This window comes from Curtobacterium sp. MR_MD2014, assembly GCF_000772085.1.
GTDB lineage: Bacteria > Actinomycetota > Actinomycetes > Actinomycetales > Microbacteriaceae > Curtobacterium.
In genome coordinates this window covers 2,915,616-2,931,930 of the sequence record NZ_CP009755.1, presented here as the reverse complement: position 1 = coordinate 2,931,930, position 16,315 = coordinate 2,915,616, and the positions used below count along the sequence as shown (strand labels likewise).

Sequence of the window (16,315 nt, the reverse complement as noted above, 5' to 3'; positions counted from 1 at the left end):
TGCTGCGGCCGCATTCCGACGCGACTACGGTCGTCGGCATGGACGACCCCCGCACCGCGCTCGCCGACGAACGGCGGCGCAACGAGCGGCTGCTCGCCGACGTCGAGCGCAGCATGCGGGACGTCAGCGACGCGCGCCTGGACGCCAACGCGGACGACGAGCACGACCCCGAGGGTGCGACCCTCGCCTGGGAGCGCGGGTCGCTCGGTGCGGTGCGCGACGACGCCCGGGAACGCATCCGCCTGGTCGACGCCGCGCTCGCGCGGCTCGACGCCGGCACCTACGGGCGGTGCGCCGTCGGCGGCGAACCGATCCCGGAGGCCCGTCTCGCCGCGGTCCCGTGGGCTGCGACGTGCGTCGCTCACGCGTGACGAGCCTCCAGGCCGACGGGGCCCGCTGACGGGGCTGCGGCCGGCGCGACACGGCCCCGACTGCGCGAGACGCCGCGGGGCGCGCAGAACGCCGTTGCATCCGACGCCGTCGCGACGAGACCGCGGCGTCTCGACGGAACGAGGGCTCCGGTGGGCCGAGGCCCGTGACGGCCGGGAGGCGCGGTGTCCGCCCGTCCCACTGCTCACGTGGCGTGGACCGGTTGCGCCGCCGTTTCCCAGCCGCGCGCCCTAGGTTGCCGCCATGGACGACACCCACGAGCGACCCGACGCGGTCGTGCGTGCCGACACCACGGCTCCCGAGACCGACGCCGACGACCGGCACCACCGCTTCCGGTGGTTCCGTCGGATGCGCGCCTGGATCCACGCGCGGCCGGGGTGGCACCTGTTCTACAAGGTGCTCGTCGGGATCGTCGGCGGACTCGTCGTGGTGATCGGGCTCATCCTCGTGCCGCTGCCCGGTCCGGGGTGGCTCGTGGTCTTCATCGGCCTGACGATCCTGGCGAGCGAGTTCCACTTCTTCCACCGCATCATCACGTGGCTGCGCGCGCAGCTCCACCGCTTCTGGGACTGGGCGAAGGCGCACGGACCGCAGTGGCTGCGGAGGGCGGCCGACCGCGGCAAGGCCGACGTCGACGCGGCGCACGCCGACGCACACCGCAGCACCGGGGTCCGCGCACAGCGACCGAACCGGGCGCGGGCCGGGCACTAGCCCTCGCGCGGCGCTACTCGGCGACGGTCCGGACGGAACCGGTCGCGGTGCGCTCGACGGCCTCGGCGGCGCGCTCCTCGACCCCGGCCGCGCTGCGTGACGCGAGCTGCAGCACGAGGGCGATCGCCGCGGCGAGGACGATGAAGGCGCCGTAGCCGGCGAGCACCGGCACGAAGCCGAACGCCGGTTCGACGAGTCCCGCGACGACGGCGGGTACGCCGAACGCCAGGTAGCTGACGATGTAGACCGACGACAGGAGTCCGGCGCGGTGCGTCGGCGCCGCGGTGGCGAGCAGCATCCGCAGGGGTGCCTGGAAGCCCGCGCCGAAGCCGACGCCCGCGATCGCGCTGCCGACGACGAGCCCGGGCAGCGAGTGCGCGAACACGAACGTCACGGTGACGACCGGGCCGACGATGAGCGCGACGAGCCCGAGGAACAGGCTCCGACGTGTGTCGAGGCGCTGGATGGCGAGACCGGTGAGTCCGCCGACGCCGGTGACGACGGCGATGAGAGCCCCGGCTGCGAAGTGGTCGTGGATGCCGAACACCGCGCCGAGGGCCGACGGCACGAGCGACAGGAACAGCCCGCCCAGTGCCCAGCTGGCGACGAGCGCCCCGGCGACGCCGCGGAAGAGCGCCCGCGACGCCCGCGGGACGGACACGGTCGGGCGGAGGGAGCGGAGTGCACCCGGTCGGCGCGTGACCCGCTCGGGCACGACGACCAGGGCGGCGACGAGCAGCAGCAGGAGCGCACCGAAGAGCACGTAGACGAGCTGCTCCGGTGCCGGGCCCCACTCCACGAGGGCGCCGCTCGACACCGCGCCGGTCGCCAGGGCGAAGGGTGGGACGGCACCGTTCAGCACGCCCGCGAGCGAGGGGAAGCGCTCGAGCGAGTTGTCGATGAGCGCTGCACCGAGGGCGCCGATGAGCAGCCCGACCGCGACGCCCTGCACGATCCGGTCGACCACGAGGGCCGTGAACCCGTCGGCGCCGGTGAACAGCACGAGCGACACGACGAGCAGCAGTCCGCCGGCGACGAGCACGGGCTTCCGGCCGACGTGGTCGGACAGCCGACCGGCGACGAGCATGGTGACGAGGAGTCCGGCGACGTAGATCGCGAACACCCCCGTGAGCATGAGCGGCGTGAGGTCCCACTCGGCGGCGTAGACGGGGTAGATCGGCGACGGGACCGAGGACGAGGCCATCGCCACGAAGAGCATGGCGGCGAGGATCCAGAACCCCGCGACTCCGCGTGCTGACTGCATGGTGGCACCTTCCGGCCGGATCGACTGCTGTACGACAGCATTCGTACAGCAGTGCACCAGTACGACGCAAGTCGTACTACTGCGTGCGCGGTGCTACCGTCGTCGCATGCCCGCCGCGCCCGTGGACTCCGTCGTCGCCCCAGAACGCCTGCCGCAGCCGACCGTCGCCGAGATGGACCTGCCCGTCGTGCTCGACGCGCTGAGCGACCCGATCCGGCTGACGATCCTGCACCGCTACCTGGTCGACGCCGCCGGTGGCGTCCGCAGCTGTGGGTGGGTCGGGGTCGACCGACCGAAGTCGACGCTGACGCACCACTTCCGCGTCCTGCGCGAGGCCGGCCTGCTCGAGCAGCACCAGGAGGGACTGACGCGCTCGAGCCGGGTCCGGGTCGAGGACGTGCAGCAGCGCTTCCCCGGGCTCCTCGACCTGGTGGCCGCGTGGCAGGTCCCCGCGACCGTCATGCGCGAGGAGGTCCCCGCGTGACCGGCCGGCCCCGCGGTCCGATCGCCCACGAGCTCCCGACGATCACGACCGTCCCCGCGGTGACGACGGCGCTCGCCGCCGACCTCGACGCCGCGGGCTTCACCGTCGACCGCATCGACGCACTCTGGGGCACCGAGGCCGCTGCATCGCTGCACCGCGGTTCCCGGGTCGCCGCGCTGCGGGCGCTCGCCGCGCGGGACACCACGCCGCTGACCACGCTCGCGACGCTGTTCGTGCTCGGCCTGCCGGTCGACCGGAGCGATGCCGAGCGGGCGTTCCCGACGGCCGGGCTCGACGCGGTGCTCGCGGCCGGTCTGCTCCGGATCGACGACGACACGGACGACGCCGGTGCTCCCGACGCCGACCACCTCCTGGTCCACCCGACCGTCGACCTGCGGCCCTACGCCTTCGTCGACGACCTCGGCGCCGGCAGCTGGTGGATCGTCTCCGACCTCGGGGAGCTCGCACTCGGCACCGCACTGGGCGAGGAACACGTGCTCGGCATCGGCGGCGCGACCACCACGCTCTCCGGGCTCCAGGTCCCGGTGCCGGTCCGACGGGTGCTCGACCTCGGGACCGGGTGCGGGATCCAGGCCATGCACGCCCGTCGCTTCGCCGACGAGGTCGTCGCCACGGACATCTCCCGCCGTGCGCTCGACATCGCCCGGTTCAACGCGGCGCTCAACGGCATCGACGGCATCGAGTTCCGGCTCGGGTCGCTGTACGAGCCGGTGGCGGGCGAGCGGTTCGACCGGATCGTGTCGAACCCGCCGTTCGTCATCACCCCGCGTCGCGACGACGTGCCCTCCTACGAGTACCGCGACGGCGGCATGGTCGGCGACGCGCTCGTCGAGACCGTGCTCCGCGGGCTCGCCGACCACCTCGCACCCGGCGGGACCGCGCAGCTGCTCGGCAACTGGGAGTACCGCTGGGGCGTCGACGGGCTCGACCGGGTGCGCTCGTGGTTCGCGGACGCCGAGGACCTCGACCTGTGGGTCGTCGAGCGGGAGCGCGAGGACCCGCCCGCCTACGCCGAGACCTGGATCCGCGACGGCGGCACGAAGCCCGGCACGGACGGGTTCGACCGGCTCGTGGACGCCTGGCTCGACGACTTCGCGACCCGGCGGGTCACCGGGGTCGGTTTCGGGTACGTGGTCGTCCGGCGTGCGTCGGCGTCGGCAACGGAGATCGGTCGGCCGGGAGGTACGGCTCGCCTCCGCCGCGCCGAGCGGGTCCCCGAGGCGCTCGGTTCCAACCCCGTGGGGCTCGGCGCGACGGTCGCACGGGTGCTCGACGCCACCGGGTGGCTCGAGGCGCACGACGACGAGGCGCTCGCCGCCGCCCATCTGCGGGTCGCCGGTGACGTGACCGAGGAGCGGCACTACTGGCCCGGGAACGACGACCCGACCGTGATCACGCTCGTGCAGGGCGGTGGCTTCGGCCGTCGGGTGGACGCGGACACGGCGCTCGCCGCGTTCGTGGGTGCCTGCGACGGGGAGCTGTCGGTCGCGGCGATCGTCGGCGCCATCGCGCAGATCACCGGCGTGGACGAGGGCGCGCTCGTGGCAGACCTGCTGCCGCGCGTGCGCGACCTGGTGCTGGACGGCCTGCTGCTCGCGCCGACGTCCTGAGGCCGCCCCGCGCCTCCCCTCCGGTCAGCGCGAGCGGTGGTTCCGCCAGGTGTGCTCGGGGGCGTAGCCGAGGAGCTCGCGGGCCTTCTCGCTCGAGAGCAGGGAGCTCGTGCCGTCGATGTCCGCACGGCGCTCGATGTCCGGCACGAAGCGCTCCACGAGCTCGATCGTCGGGGTGTCCATCACGGTGTCGGGGCTCGCGATGACGAACGCCTCGAACCCGGTGAGCTCGGCCTCGAGCGACCGCCGCACGGCCTGCGCCCCGTCGCGCGAGTCGATGTACGACCACAGGTTGAAGGTCTTCGCCTCGGGGGAGGCGTCCCACGGGAACGACGGGTAGTCGGTCTCGTCCATGACGTTCGAGAAGCGCAGCCCGATCATCTTGAGCTCCGGGTCCCAGCGGGTGAAGTGGCGGGCCATCTCCTCCTCGACCGCCTTGCCGAGCGAGTACGAGGACTGCGGGCGGACCGCGAACTCCTCGTCGACGGGCAGGTACGGCGGGTGGTGCTCGCCCATCGGGATGCCGAGCAGGGTCTCGCTCGACGCCCACACGACGTTCTTGATCCGGGCGACACGGGCGGCGTGGAAGACGTTGATCGACGCGGTCACGTTGTTCGTGATGAGAGCGACGTCGGGCACCTGTCCGGGGGCCGGTACGGCGGCGAGGTGCACCACGGCGTCGACGCGGTCGTAGCGGTCGTCGATGCCCGTGAGCGCCCCGAGCACCTGGCCGTAGTCGCTCAGGTCGATGCGGACGAAGGGCACCCGCTCCGGCTTGTCGGGGGAGGGCACCCGGTCGAGCAGGACCACGTCGTACCCGTGCTCGTCGAGGTCGCGGACGACCGCCCGTCCGAGCTTCCCGCTGCCTCCGGTCACCACAACACGCGTCATCGCGTCACTCCACATCGTCGTCGGACGGCCTGGTCGGCCGGACCCCATCCTGCCGTGCGCGCCCGAGCGGGGACCAGGCACTGGCGGTACCTGTCCGGGCGGCGCAGGCGGTGCAGGCGACGCAGGCGATGCGGCCGACGCGGCCCGGGGCCGGAGCGGTCGAGCGCGGCGGGAGCGCGGCGGGCCGGGGTGCCGGCGTCAGGCCGGGGCGGGCGTGACGGACTGCGCGACCGCGAGCCGTGCGACGAGCTCGACGTGGTCGGCCATGTCCCGCGACGGGTCGTACAGCCACTGGATCTGCATGCCGTCGGAGATCGCCAGGAGCACGCTCGCCAGCTGCTCGGTGTCCACGTCGGAGCGGAGCCGGCCGTCCTGCTGCATGGTGCGGAAGTCCCGGGCGAAGTCGTTCCGGCTGCGCTCGTAGCGCTCGCGGAAGTACTCGTGCGCGGGGTGCTCGTCGTCGGTCGCGGCGGCCGCCGACAGGTTGACGAACATCTGCACGAGGCCCGGGACCTCGGTGTTGTGCCGGACGATCGCCGCGAGGAACGCACCGGGGTCCTCGGCCGCGGTGCCCCAGTCGTGCGCCAGGTCGACCTCGTCGCGGCGACGGAGGATCTCCACCCAGAGGTCGTCCTTCGAGTCGAAGTAGTGCAGCAGCCCGGCCTGGGTGAGCCCGACCGCGTCGGCGATGTCCTTGATGCTCGTGCGCCGGAACCCCTGCTGCGCGACGAGGTCGAGCGCGACCGTGAGGATCTCCTCGCGCTTCGCGATCCCCTTCGCGTACGAACCCCGTCGTGCCATGGCGCGAGCGTACAGCGGGTTCGAGACCCAACAAACCTACTTCCGATAGGTTTTGGGTGCTACGCTGCCCGCAGCCGCCGACGATGGCGCGCGGAGGTCATGCCCCGTCGCCTGCGTCGCACAACGAAGGGACCGACCATCGTGACCACCGTGGACGACACCACCCGCGCCTCCCGGCCGACCGCCGCGTCGCCGCTGGACGAGCGCATCGCCGCGCTCGTCGGACAGCTGACGACCGCGGAGAAGGTCCAGCTGCTGACCGGGCGCGACTTCTGGACGACCTGGCCGGTCGAGAAGATCGGGCTGCGCCGCATCCTGATGTCCGACGGTCCGTCCGGCGTCCGCGGCGAGGTCTGGGACGAGCGCGACCCGTCGCTCAACCTGCCGTCCGCCACCGCCCTGTCGGCGAGCTGGGACCGCGCGATCGCGAAGCGCTACGGTGCCGCCGCGGCGGTCGAGGCCCGCCGGAAGGGCGTCGACGTCGTCCTCGGCCCGACGATCAACCTGCACCGCTCGCCCCTCGGTGGTCGCCACTTCGAGGCGTTCAGCGAGGACCCGCTGCTGACCGGCGACCTCGCCGCGTCCTACGTCGACGGCGTGCAGGAGAACGGCGTCGCCGCGACCCCGAAGCACTACATCGCGAACGACTACGAGACCGACCGGTTCACCGCGTCGACGGAGGTGTCGGACCGTGCGCTCCGTGAGCTGTACCTGCTCGCGTTCGAGAAGGCCGTGACCGAGGCGCACGCCTGGGCGGTCATGTCGTCCTACAACGCGATCAACGGCGTCACCGCGTCCGAGAACGACCTGCTCGAGACACCGCTCAACTCGGAGTGGGGCTTCGACGGCATCGTCGTGTCCGACTGGACCGGCGTCCGCTCGGTGGAGTCGGCGAAGGCGTCGCAGGACGTCGCGATGCCCGGGCCGAACCCCTGGTGGAGCGAGGGGCCCCTGCTGCAGGCGGTCGAGTCGGGCGAGGTCCCGATGGAGGCCGTCGACCGCAAGGTCCGCCGCATCCTGACGCTCGCCGCCCGCGTCGGCGCGCTCGAGGGCTTCGAGCCCGTGGCCGCGCAGCCGGTGCACGTCGAGGACGGCGTCGCGTTCGTGCGGACGGCCGAGGCCGAGGGCACCGTCCTCGTCCGCAACACCGGGATCCTGCCGCTCGATGCGTCCGCGGCGTCGCGGATCGCGCTCCTCGGGCACAACGCCGACCAGGCCCGCACGCAGGGCGGCGGTTCGGCGACGGTGGTGCCGGAGCACGTCGTCACGCCCATCGAGGGCATCCGAGCGGCCTTCCCCGGCGCGACGGTCGACCACGCCATCGGCGCCGTGGTGCAGGAGGGCATCGCGGAGTTCCCGCTGTCCAGCATCACGAACCCGGCCACGGGGGAGCCCGGTGCACGGGTGGCGTTCGTCAAGGGCGGCGAGGAGCTGTTCGTCGAGGACCGCCGTGCCACCGCGCTGTTCTGGTTCGGCGGCGACGCCCCGATCCGGGAGTCCGACCGACTCGACGTCACCACGACGTACACCGCCGAGACGACGGGGACCGTGCGGATCGGCATCGGTGCCGCCGGTCGCTCGCGCATGTGGGTCGACGGCGAGCTCCTGCTCGACGAGACCGTGCCGGTCGAGGGGGACCAGCTCGGTGCGGCGTTCCTCAACCCGCCGGCGCGCTCGGTGCCGGTGTCGGTCGAGGCCGGGCAGCAGCTCGCGATCCGGATCGAGCACGACATCGTGCAGGACGAGGCGCTGGGCGGTGTGCTCGCCTACCAGTTCGGTACCGAGCCGAGCGACGCCGACCCCGCCGCACTCGTCGAGGCCGCGGTCGCGACGGCCCGCGACGCCGACGTGGCGATCGTCGTCGTCGGGACGAACAGCAAGGTCGAGTCCGAGGGCTACGACCGCTCGTCGCTCGCGCTGCCGGGCCACCAGGACGAGCTGGTCCGTGCCGTCGCCGCCGTGAACCCGAACACGGTCGTCGTGGTGAACTCCGGTTCGCCGGTCGAGATGCCCTGGCGGAACGACGTCGCCGCGGTGCTCCTGACCTGGTTCGGCGGACAGGAGTACGGCAACGCGCTGGCCGACGTCCTGACCGGTGCCGCGGAGCCCGGCGGGCGCCTGCCCACCACCTGGCCGGCGACCCTCGCCGACGTCCCGGTGCAGGACGTCACGCCGGTCGACGGCAAGGTCGCCTACGACGAGGGCGTGCACGTGGGCTACCGTGCCTGGCTGCGCGCCGGCACCGAGCCCGCCTACCCGTTCGGCCACGGGCTGGGCTACACCACCTGGACGATCGACGGCGTCGCCGCGTCGCCGACCGTGACGGAGGGTGACGCCGCGATCGTCACCGCGACCGTGGCGAACACGGGCGACCGTGCCGGGAAGCACGTCGTGCAGGTCTACGCCTCCCGCACGGAGTCGGCGGTCGACCGTCCCGTTCGCTGGCTCGTCGGCTTCGCGCCCGTCCGGCTCGGGGCAGGGGAGTCCACCGAGGTGTCGATCGAGGTTCCGGCCCGGGCGTTCGCACACTGGGACGGCGCCTGGCGCTACGAGCCCGGGACGTTCGAGCTCCACGTCGGTGCCTCGGTCGCGGACCTGGCCGGTTCCGCGGCCCTCGAACTGGAGTGAGCCGATTTCCGCACGGTCGTGGATGCGTTCAGTAGCATGAATCCGCGCCAGTCGGCTGGTTACCGTCGGCGCGCGCACCACCGAGGGATCGTCGTGTGAGCGAAGCGGCCTCCTGATCCGGCCGTGGAACCCCGTCGATCCCGGTGCGTCCAGAATGCGTCCCCGCGTCCGCGCGGGGGCGCATTCGTCGTCCTGTGGGCAAAGGTACGAGAGCGTACCTTTCCGCTTCTGACCAGGGGTTGTCGTGCGCAACTGGCCATGTGCCCGTTCCCGGGGAAGTGATGATGACAAATCCTTCAGAAAGTGAAAGAGTGATGCCACCATCCCGTACGGATCAGGGACGAGATGGTCATCCGGCCCGGGGCTCGTCGGACCTCACCACCCCGACTCGAGCCCCGGCCGGGTGCCTGTCGTCAGCGGTCGTGCTCAGGGCAGCCGCGGGGCGATCTCCTCGGCGACGACCCGCAGGATGCGTTCGTGCGCCGCGGCGTCGCCGTTCGCCGGCAGGGTGATCACCAGCTCGTCGGTCGCCTGGACCGCGGGGTCGGCTGCCAGGGCGTCGACGATCTCGTCCACACCGCCCGACACGATCCTGCTGAACCGGAACGGCGGACCGCTCAGGGGGCGCCCCTCGTCGTCCATCCCGCTCGCGTACCCGGTGAGGAACTCCTCGTGCACCCGGCGGTCGTGGTCGTCGAGCATCGGGACGACGATCCGACCGACCGCCACCTTCGGCGTGCGGCCGGGGTGCTCGCCGGCGGCCTGCAGCTCGGCGAAGCGGTCGCGGTACGCGGTGAGCTGGTCCGCCTGTGCCTGGGCGAACGGGGCGCCCGTGTCCTCGGTGTTGAGCGTCGAGCAGTGCAGCAGCAGGCCCTTCTCGGCCGTGCGGACCGCGGTGCCCGTGCTGCCGCCGCCCCACCAGACGCGGTCGCGCAGGCCTGGCGACAGCGGCTGGAGGGTCAGGTCGGCACCGGCGGGGATGCTCTCGTAGCCCTTCCCCGCGGTGCCGAGCGGCTCGCCCTGCAGGACCTCGAGCAGCCGCGCCGCGCGCACCTCGGCCTCGTCGCGGAAGCTGCGTTCCGACCCGCCGAACACCGGGTCGAGGATCGGGCCGTACCCGGCGATCCCGGTGCTGATGCCGAGCTGCACCCGACCGTCGCTGAGAAGGTCGACGGTGCTGGCGTCCTCGGCGAGACGGATCGGGTCCTCGTACCGCATGCCGAGGACGGCGGTGCCGAAACCGATGGTGCTCGTGCGCTGGGCGGCCGCCGCGAAGAACGTCATCGGGCTGGTCAGGAAGGGCTCGAAGTGGCGGCCCCGGACCCAGCCGGTGCCGTACCCGAGCGACTCGGCCGTCTCGAACAGGCGGAGACCGTCCTCCAGGGCGGCAGCAGCACCGGCGGTGCCGCCGTGGTTGGGGACGAAGGAGAGGAAGCCGAGTTCGCGCACGGTCTGAGTCTATGCGCGCGCATCGATTCCCGACAGGGCGCCGGACGGGAGGCGCGGCTCGTCTCCGGCCTGCGACCTGCGGTCGGCGCGTGCGGACGCCGGATGCGTGACGGAGCGGCCCCGTGCCTCCCGTCCGCCGCCGGCTCGTCTGCCGGTCACCGCCCACCTGGGAGGATGGGCGCATGACCGACGTCACCACCACCCCGCCGCTCCTCGCCGCCCTGCCGGCGGCGGTCGACGGCGCCGTCGACCCCGACGCGGTCTACCAGGCGTTCGCCGACTGGGCCGAGGCGGGCGGACGACCGCTCTACCCGGCGCAGGACGAAGCGCTCATCGAGCTCGTCTCCGGCGCGAACGTCGTCCTCAGCACGCCGACCGGCACCGGCAAGTCCCTCGTCGCGGCCGGGGCGCACTTCGCCGCGCTCGCCGAGGGCAAGCGCAGCTACTACACGGCGCCCATCAAGGCCCTCGTCTCCGAGAAGTTCTTCCAGCTCGTGGACCTGTTCGGCGCGCAGAACGTCGGCATGGTGACCGGTGACTCGAGCGTCAACGCGGACGCCCCGATCATCTGCTGCACCGCCGAGATCCTCGCGAACACCGCGCTCCGCCAGGGCCCGGACGCCGAGGTCGACGTCGTGGTGATGGACGAGTTCCACTTCTACGGCGACCCCGACCGCGGCTGGGCGTGGCAGGTGCCGCTGCTCGTGCTCGAGCGCGCGCAGTTCCTGCTCATGTCGGCGACGCTCGGCGACGTCACGACCATCGCCGACGACCTGTCGCGCCGGACCGGGCGCCCGACCGCACGGGTCACCGGCGTCTCGCGGCCCGTGCCGTTGTCGTACGAGTACGTGCTGACCCCGGTGCAGGAGACGGTCGAACGTCTGCTCGAGGAGGGGAAGGCGCCGGTCTACATCGTGCACTTCGCCCAGGCCGCTGCGCTCGAACGGGCGCAGGCGCTCATGTCCGTGAAGGTGGCGTCGCGCGAACGCCGGGACGAGATCGCCGCCGCGATCGCCGGGTTCCGCTTCAGCGCCGGGTTCGGGCAGACGCTGTCACGACTCATCCGGGCCGGCATCGGCGTGCACCACGCGGGCATGCTGCCGAAGTACCGCCGGCTCGTCGAGCAGCTCGCCCAGCGCGGCCTGCTGCCGGTGATCTGTGGCACCGACACCCTGGGGGTCGGGATCAACGTGCCGATCCGCTCCGTGCTGCTCACCGGGCTGACGAAGTTCGACGGCTCCCGGATGCGGCAGCTGTCCGCCCGCGAGTTCCACCAGATCGCCGGACGAGCCGGACGAGCCGGCTACGACACCGAGGGCGACGTCGTGGCCGAGGCGCCGGAGCACGAGATCGAGAACGCCCGGGCCGTCGCCAAGGCCGGGGACGACCCGAAGAAGAAGAACAAGGTCAAGAAGAAGAAGGCGCCGGAGGGGTTCGTCTCGTGGGGGCCGGCGTCGTTCGACCGGCTCATCGCCGCCGAGCCCGAGCCGATGGTGTCCCGGATGCGGATCACGCACGCGATGGTGCTCGCCGTCGTCGCCCGCGGGGGTGACGCCTTCGCCGACGTCCGCTCGCTCGTGTTCGAGAACCACGAGCCGCGCTCCCGGCAGCTCGCGATGGCCCGGCGCGCGCTGTCGATCGCCCGCACGCTGATCAACGCCCGCGTGATCGAGAAGGTCGACGGGCGCTACCGCATGACCGTCGACCTGCCCGTGAACTTCGCGCTCAACCAGCCGCTGTCGCCGTTCGCACTCGCCGCCTTCGAACTGCTCGACCCCGAGTCCCCGACGTACGCGCTCGACATGGTGTCGGTCGTCGAGGCGACCCTCGACGACCCGCGCGCCGTCCTCGCGCAGCAGCAGTTCAAGGAGCGCGGCGAGGAGGTCGCCCGGATGAAGCGCGAGGGCATCGAGTACGAGGAGCGGATGGAGCTGCTCGAGGAGGTCACCTGGCCCAAGCCGCTCGACGAACTGCTGACCGCCGCGTACGAGGCCTACGCGGCCGAACAGCCGTGGGTGCTCGACTTCACGCTGTCGCCCAAGGCCGTGGTGCGCGACGTGTACGAGCGGGCGATGACCTTCGGCGACTTCGTGCGGTTCTACCAGCTGACCCGCTCCGAGGGACTCGTGCTCCGGTACCTGTCCGACGCCTACCGCACCATGCGCCAGACCATCTCCGAGGAACAGCGCACGCCCGAGCTCGACGACCTGATCGAGTGGCTCGGCGAGGTCGTGCGGCAGACCGACTCCTCGCTCGTCGACGAGTGGGAGGCGCTGGTCAACGGCTCCGTCGCGGAGGCCGCCGCGGAACACGACGAGATCGCGCCGCCGCAGCCCGCGCGGCTCACCGGCAACCCGCGCGCGTTCCGCGTGCTCGTGCGGAACGCGCTGTTCCAGCGGGTGCTGCTCGCGGCGGCCGACGACGTTGCCGGGCTCGCCGCGCTCGACGGGGCCGCAGGGTTCGGGCAGGAGGAGTGGGACGCCGTGCTCGAGGAGTACTACGAGGAGCACGACGCGATCGGGACCGACGGGGACGCCCGGTCGATGGCGTACCTGGTGCTCGACGAGCACGGGCCGGGTCGGACCTGGCGGGCACGGCAGATCTTCGCCGACCCCGAGGGCGACAAGGACTTCGGGTTCTCGGCGACGATCGACCTGGACGCGTCCGACGAGACCGGCGAAGCCGTGGTGCGCGTCACCGAGATCGGCCGGTTCGACGGCTGGGCCGAGGTCGACGTCGACTGAGGGCGGCCTCGCTCGGCGGTCACACGGAACCTCGCCGCCGCGGTCCGGGTACCTTCGACGCCAGCCCCGGACACCCGGGACGGGGCACCACGGAAGGACCCGTCATGCGCATCGGATCGAGCATCGCCCTGATCGTGATCGGAGCGATCGTCGCCTTCGCGGTCGACTACCAGATCGCCGGCATCGACCTGCGCCTGATCGGCTACATCCTGATGGCAGCCGGGGTCGTGCTGCTCATCATCAGCCTGGCGGTCGGGTTCGGCGGGCGTCGGACCACGACCACCACCCGGTCGGGCGTCGACCCGGCGTCGGGGGAGCAGATCACCCGACAGGACCGTCGCGACGGCACCTACTGAGCGCACGTCCCGAGCGGACGACGGGCCCGGGCGAGGACATCGCCCGGGCCCGTCGTCGTGCGGCCCGTCGTCGTGCGGCCCGACAGGGCGTGTGGCTCGTCAGAACAGGGTGGCGGGCGGTTCGACCTGCACCGGCTCCGGAGCGGGCGGGACGACGGTGTCCGGCCAACCCGGACCGGTCGGTACCTCGGTGCGGTTCTGGAAGGCGGTCGCAGCGCCGCGGGCACGGACGTCCGCGGCCTCGTTCATCTCGTGGCCGACGTGACCGCGGACCCACTCGAAGGTGACCTTGCGGCCCTGCAGCTCGGCGTCGAGCTCCTTGATGATCTCGACGTTCAGCACGGGCTTGCCGTCGGCCTTCCGCCAGCCCTTGCGCTTCCACCCGGCCAGCCACTCCGTGCACGCCTTGATCGCGTACTGGCTGTCGCAGAGGATGTGCAGCGGCTCGCCGGTGTCCTTCGTGGCGCGGAGCAGCTGCAGCACGGCCGTGAGCTCGCCGATGTTGTTCGTCGCCCGCGGCCATCCACCGGCTGCCCAGCGGTCGTCATCGACGTACCAGGCCCAGCCGGCCGGTCCGGGATTGCCGAGGGCGGAGCCGTCTGCGGCGGCGACGATGGTCACGATGTGGCCTCCTGGGTGGTGCGGGGTGCTGGACGAGCGTAACGGACCCGCACCGGGCTCCGTGTCAGCGCGAGGCCGGGTCCAGGTTGATCCAGGAGCCGGCGAGCACCCAGTTGTTGCCACGGGTCTGCATCGTCGGGTTGAGCCACCGCAGCTGGTCCACGGTGATGCCGAAGCGCTTCGCGATGGTGGACTGGTCGTCGCCCTCGTTGACCTTGTAGCTGACCGGGGTGCCGGTCGTCCCGCGGAGGGTCTCGTCGGCGGCGTCGAACGCGTAACCGTACGCACCCGGTCGGGCCGTGCCGAGCGTGACGTGCAGGTCCGGGTCGGGGTTCGGGATCGACCAGGAGAGCTTCCCGATCGCGAGCACCTTGTAGACCCACGGGCGGGCGCTGTCGTCGCCGTCGGACTGCGGGACGAGGACGACCGTGTGCAGCCAGTCCGGGTAGGGGCCGCCGTCGCTCAGGCTGACCGTCGCGGGCGGCTGGGCGTCGGCGTCCCACTGCGTCGTGGCGACCGCTTCGGTGTCACCACCGTCGCCGTACTGCGCCGTGCGCCGGAACTGCACGGACATCGGCTGCGGCTGCGTGGTGCGGTAGTCCGACAGCTGCGCGTCGAACGTGCCGTGGTCGTTCGCGACGACCCGGACGTGGATCGACGTGTCGCCGGTCTTCGACACCGCGTCGGTCTCCGCGACCACCGTGCCGGCCGGCACCGCCTGCGGCGCCGCGACGGGCTGGGCGGTGTCGTCCGCGGCAGCCGACCCGCCGACGGGCCCCGGCGTCGCGGAGGCGCTCGGCGCAGCGTGGCCGGTCGGCGCCGGCAGCGGGGCGTCGTCGCCGAACAGCGAGCAGCCAGCCAACAGCAGCGTGCTCATCCCCACCAGTGCGACGGCCGCCGTGCCCCGTGCCCTCGTCCGACCCATCGTCCGACCCCCTTCGTCGGGACGACGGTACCCGAGCGCGAACCGGATCACGGCCGTCGTGACCGAACCGGTACCAGGAGCCCCGGCCTACTGTGCGGGGCATGAGCGACAGCATCCCGAACGTGCCCGGCCCCGACGAGTCCGACGACCGCGCCCGCAACGACGAACTCCGCGACGCGGCGCACAGCGACGACGTCGACGGCGTGAGCGACCGCGAGCAGCGTGCCGCCGACACGTCCTACAGCCCGTCGAGCGAACGGGAGACGGTCGCGTCCCAGACGCAGCAGCGCAGCCGCGAGGACCTCGAGCAGGACGGCATCGACCCGTCCCGCGTGGTGGCGGCACCCGGCACCGGCGGTGCGGACGACGCGGGCGACGTCGAGCCCGAGCCGGGCGACCTGAACCTGCCGTGGCAGTCCGAGGAGGACCGCCGGGGCTAGGGCGTGTCTCCTGAAGATCAGGTAGTGCGCTGGCGCGCTGTAGTGGTGACATGATTCCAGCTGCTCTCCGATGCTCAGTGGTCTTCGATCCAGTCGTTCATGCCGGGTCCGACAGGCAAACGTGGCCGTCCGTTTGCGGACGCTCGGAGCATGGTCGAGGGGATCGTGTACCGGTATCGGACCGGGATCGCGTGGCGTGACCTGCCCGAGGTGTTCGGGCCGTGGCAGACGGTGTGGAAGTGGCATCGCCGGATGGCAGGCGACGGCACGTGGGACAGGGTCCTCGCCGCGGTGACAGCGTCCGCGGACCAGGCTGGGGCGGTGGACCGGTCGTTGTCAGTGGACTCCACGATCGCTCGCGCGCATCAGCACGCCACGAACATCGCCCGCACCACAGGGGGAACCATCGAATCACACGGATTCGGGACTCGAGCCGCCTGATCACGGATTCGGCCGCTCCCGCGGCGGCCTGTCCACGAAGGTCCACCAGCTCGTCGACGGCCACGGGCTGCCCCTGGTCACCCTGATCACGCCCGGACAAGCCGGCGACTCACCGATGCTGCTGCCGCTGCTGGCAGCGCTCGAAGTGGCCCGTCCGGTCGGCAGGCCGCGGACCCGACCGGACCGGCTCCGCGGTGACAAGGCGTACTCATCCAACGCGATCCGGCAACACCTGCGCGACCGCGGTATCGAGTCCGTGATCCCCGAGCCTCGCGACCAGCAAGGACACCGGAAACGGCGTGGTTCCCGCGGCGGGAGACCCGTGACCTACGACCGCATCGACTACAGGAACCGGAACGTCGTCGAGCGTGGCTTCTGTCGCCTCAAGCAATGGCGAGCCCTGGCGACGAGGTACGACGACCTCGCGATCGTCTACCGCTCAGCCGTCGTGCTCAACGCCGTCATCGCCTGGACCCACCATTCAGGAGACACGCTCTAGGTCCCTCCCGCTCCGCCCATCATCCCCGATCGACCCAGGA

15 protein-coding genes are annotated in these 16,315 nt (G+C 72.2%); 9 read left to right on the top strand and 6 right to left on the bottom strand.

Annotated features, from left to right (window positions below):
• Window positions 1–38 precede the first annotated feature (38 nt).
• A complete protein-coding gene (locus NI26_RS13565; RefSeq protein WP_066656365.1) occupies window positions 39–371 on the top strand; it encodes a TraR/DksA family transcriptional regulator in 333 nt (110 codons plus the stop codon).
• 262 nt (window positions 372–633) lie between these two features.
• Window positions 634–1,101, top strand: coding sequence for a TIGR02611 family protein (locus NI26_RS13560; RefSeq protein ID WP_235426374.1), 468 nt, complete (start codon window positions 634–636; stop codon window positions 1,099–1,101).
• Between the two features lie 13 nt (window positions 1,102–1,114).
• Here NI26_RS13560 and NI26_RS13555 read toward each other — a convergent pair whose 3' ends face one another.
• On the bottom strand, window positions 1,115–2,365 hold the full coding sequence (locus tag NI26_RS13555) for an MFS transporter (RefSeq protein WP_066656361.1): 1,251 nt from the start codon (window positions 2,363–2,365) through the stop codon (window positions 1,115–1,117).
• 106 nt (window positions 2,366–2,471) lie between these two features.
• Here NI26_RS13555 and NI26_RS13550 point away from each other — a divergent pair, with 106 nt between their 5' ends.
• A complete protein-coding gene (locus tag NI26_RS13550; protein ID WP_066656359.1) occupies window positions 2,472–2,849 on the top strand; it encodes an ArsR/SmtB family transcription factor in 378 nt (125 codons plus the stop codon).
• Window positions 2,846–4,480 carry a DUF7059 domain-containing protein gene (locus NI26_RS13545; RefSeq protein ID WP_442854639.1) on the top strand — a complete coding sequence of 545 codons (1,635 nt, stop codon included), beginning with the start codon at window positions 2,846–2,848 and terminating at the stop codon, window positions 4,478–4,480. The genes NI26_RS13550 and NI26_RS13545 overlap by 4 nt, the downstream gene beginning before the upstream one ends.
• Window positions 4,481–4,504: 24 nt before the next feature.
• Here NI26_RS13545 and NI26_RS13540 read toward each other — a convergent pair whose 3' ends face one another.
• Both NI26_RS13540 and NI26_RS13535 read right to left on the bottom strand, forming a co-directional pair.
• The gene (locus tag NI26_RS13540; RefSeq protein WP_066658693.1) at window positions 4,505–5,371 is read right to left on the bottom strand and encodes an NAD-dependent epimerase/dehydratase family protein; all 867 of its coding nucleotides are present in this window, start codon (window positions 5,369–5,371) and stop codon (window positions 4,505–4,507) included.
• 198 nt (window positions 5,372–5,569) lie between these two features.
• On the bottom strand, window positions 5,570–6,172 hold the full coding sequence (locus tag NI26_RS13535) for a TetR/AcrR family transcriptional regulator (RefSeq protein ID WP_081985082.1): 603 nt from the start codon (window positions 6,170–6,172) through the stop codon (window positions 5,570–5,572).
• 99 nt (window positions 6,173–6,271) lie between these two features.
• On the opposite strand from NI26_RS13535, the gene NI26_RS13530 reads away from it, so the two are divergent.
• Window positions 6,272–8,800, top strand: coding sequence for a beta-glucosidase (locus tag NI26_RS13530; RefSeq protein WP_442854638.1), 2,529 nt, complete (start codon window positions 6,272–6,274; stop codon window positions 8,798–8,800).
• A gap of 426 nt (window positions 8,801–9,226) precedes the next feature.
• On the opposite strand, the gene NI26_RS13525 is transcribed toward NI26_RS13530, so the two are convergent.
• Window positions 9,227–10,249, bottom strand: coding sequence for an LLM class flavin-dependent oxidoreductase (locus NI26_RS13525; protein ID WP_066656356.1), 1,023 nt, complete (start codon window positions 10,247–10,249; stop codon window positions 9,227–9,229).
• A gap of 182 nt (window positions 10,250–10,431) precedes the next feature.
• Here NI26_RS13525 and NI26_RS13520 point away from each other — a divergent pair, with 182 nt between their 5' ends.
• Window positions 10,432–12,993, top strand: a complete 2,562-nt coding sequence (locus NI26_RS13520) for a DEAD/DEAH box helicase (RefSeq protein ID WP_066656349.1) — start codon at window positions 10,432–10,434, stop codon at window positions 12,991–12,993.
• Window positions 12,994–13,097: 104 nt separating this feature from the next.
• The gene (locus NI26_RS13515; protein ID WP_066656348.1) at window positions 13,098–13,349 is read left to right on the top strand and encodes a DUF6458 family protein; all 252 of its coding nucleotides are present in this window, start codon (window positions 13,098–13,100) and stop codon (window positions 13,347–13,349) included.
• A 99-nt stretch (window positions 13,350–13,448) separates the two neighbouring features.
• Here the strand turns inward: NI26_RS13515 and NI26_RS13510 are convergent, their stop codons facing one another.
• A complete protein-coding gene (locus tag NI26_RS13510; RefSeq protein WP_066656346.1) occupies window positions 13,449–13,970 on the bottom strand; it encodes a ribonuclease H family protein in 522 nt (173 codons plus the stop codon).
• 64 nt (window positions 13,971–14,034) lie between these two features.
• On the bottom strand, window positions 14,035–14,847 hold the full coding sequence (locus tag NI26_RS13505; protein ID WP_144411377.1) for a LysM peptidoglycan-binding domain-containing protein: 813 nt from the start codon (window positions 14,845–14,847) through the stop codon (window positions 14,035–14,037).
• A gap of 149 nt (window positions 14,848–14,996) precedes the next feature.
• Between NI26_RS13505 and NI26_RS13500 the strand changes: the two genes are divergently transcribed.
• The gene (locus NI26_RS13500) at window positions 14,997–15,335 is read left to right on the top strand and encodes a hypothetical protein (RefSeq protein WP_066656341.1); all 339 of its coding nucleotides are present in this window, start codon (window positions 14,997–14,999) and stop codon (window positions 15,333–15,335) included.
• A gap of 99 nt (window positions 15,336–15,434) precedes the next feature.
• A protein-coding gene (locus tag NI26_RS13490) for an IS5 family transposase (protein ID WP_235426373.1) occupies window positions 15,435–16,275 on the top strand; the annotation gives its coding sequence in 2 pieces (ribosomal slippage) (window positions 15,435–15,737 and window positions 15,739–16,275; 840 coding nt in all).
• The last annotated feature ends 40 nt before the right edge of the window (window positions 16,276–16,315 follow it).

Coding starts and splice junctions, on each gene's coding strand:
- NI26_RS13565 (WP_066656365.1), top strand. CDS start 39: ATGGACGACCCCCGCACCGCGCTCGCCGACGAACGGCGGCGCAACGAG.
- NI26_RS13560 (WP_235426374.1), top strand. CDS start 634: ATGGACGACACCCACGAGCGACCCGACGCGGTCGTGCGTGCCGACACC.
- NI26_RS13555 (WP_066656361.1), bottom strand. CDS start 2,365: ATGCAGTCAGCACGCGGAGTCGCGGGGTTCTGGATCCTCGCCGCCATG.
- NI26_RS13550 (WP_066656359.1), top strand. CDS start 2,472: ATGCCCGCCGCGCCCGTGGACTCCGTCGTCGCCCCAGAACGCCTGCCG.
- NI26_RS13540 (WP_066658693.1), bottom strand. CDS start 5,371: ATGACGCGTGTTGTGGTGACCGGAGGCAGCGGGAAGCTCGGACGGGCG.
- NI26_RS13535 (WP_081985082.1), bottom strand. CDS start 6,172: ATGGCACGACGGGGTTCGTACGCGAAGGGGATCGCGAAGCGCGAGGAG.
- NI26_RS13530 (WP_442854638.1), top strand. CDS start 6,272: ATGCCCCGTCGCCTGCGTCGCACAACGAAGGGACCGACCATCGTGACC.
- NI26_RS13520 (WP_066656349.1), top strand. CDS start 10,432: ATGACCGACGTCACCACCACCCCGCCGCTCCTCGCCGCCCTGCCGGCG.
- NI26_RS13515 (WP_066656348.1), top strand. CDS start 13,098: ATGCGCATCGGATCGAGCATCGCCCTGATCGTGATCGGAGCGATCGTC.
- NI26_RS13505 (WP_144411377.1), bottom strand. CDS start 14,847: ATGAGCACGCTGCTGTTGGCTGGCTGCTCGCTGTTCGGCGACGACGCC.
- NI26_RS13500 (WP_066656341.1), top strand. CDS start 14,997: ATGAGCGACAGCATCCCGAACGTGCCCGGCCCCGACGAGTCCGACGAC.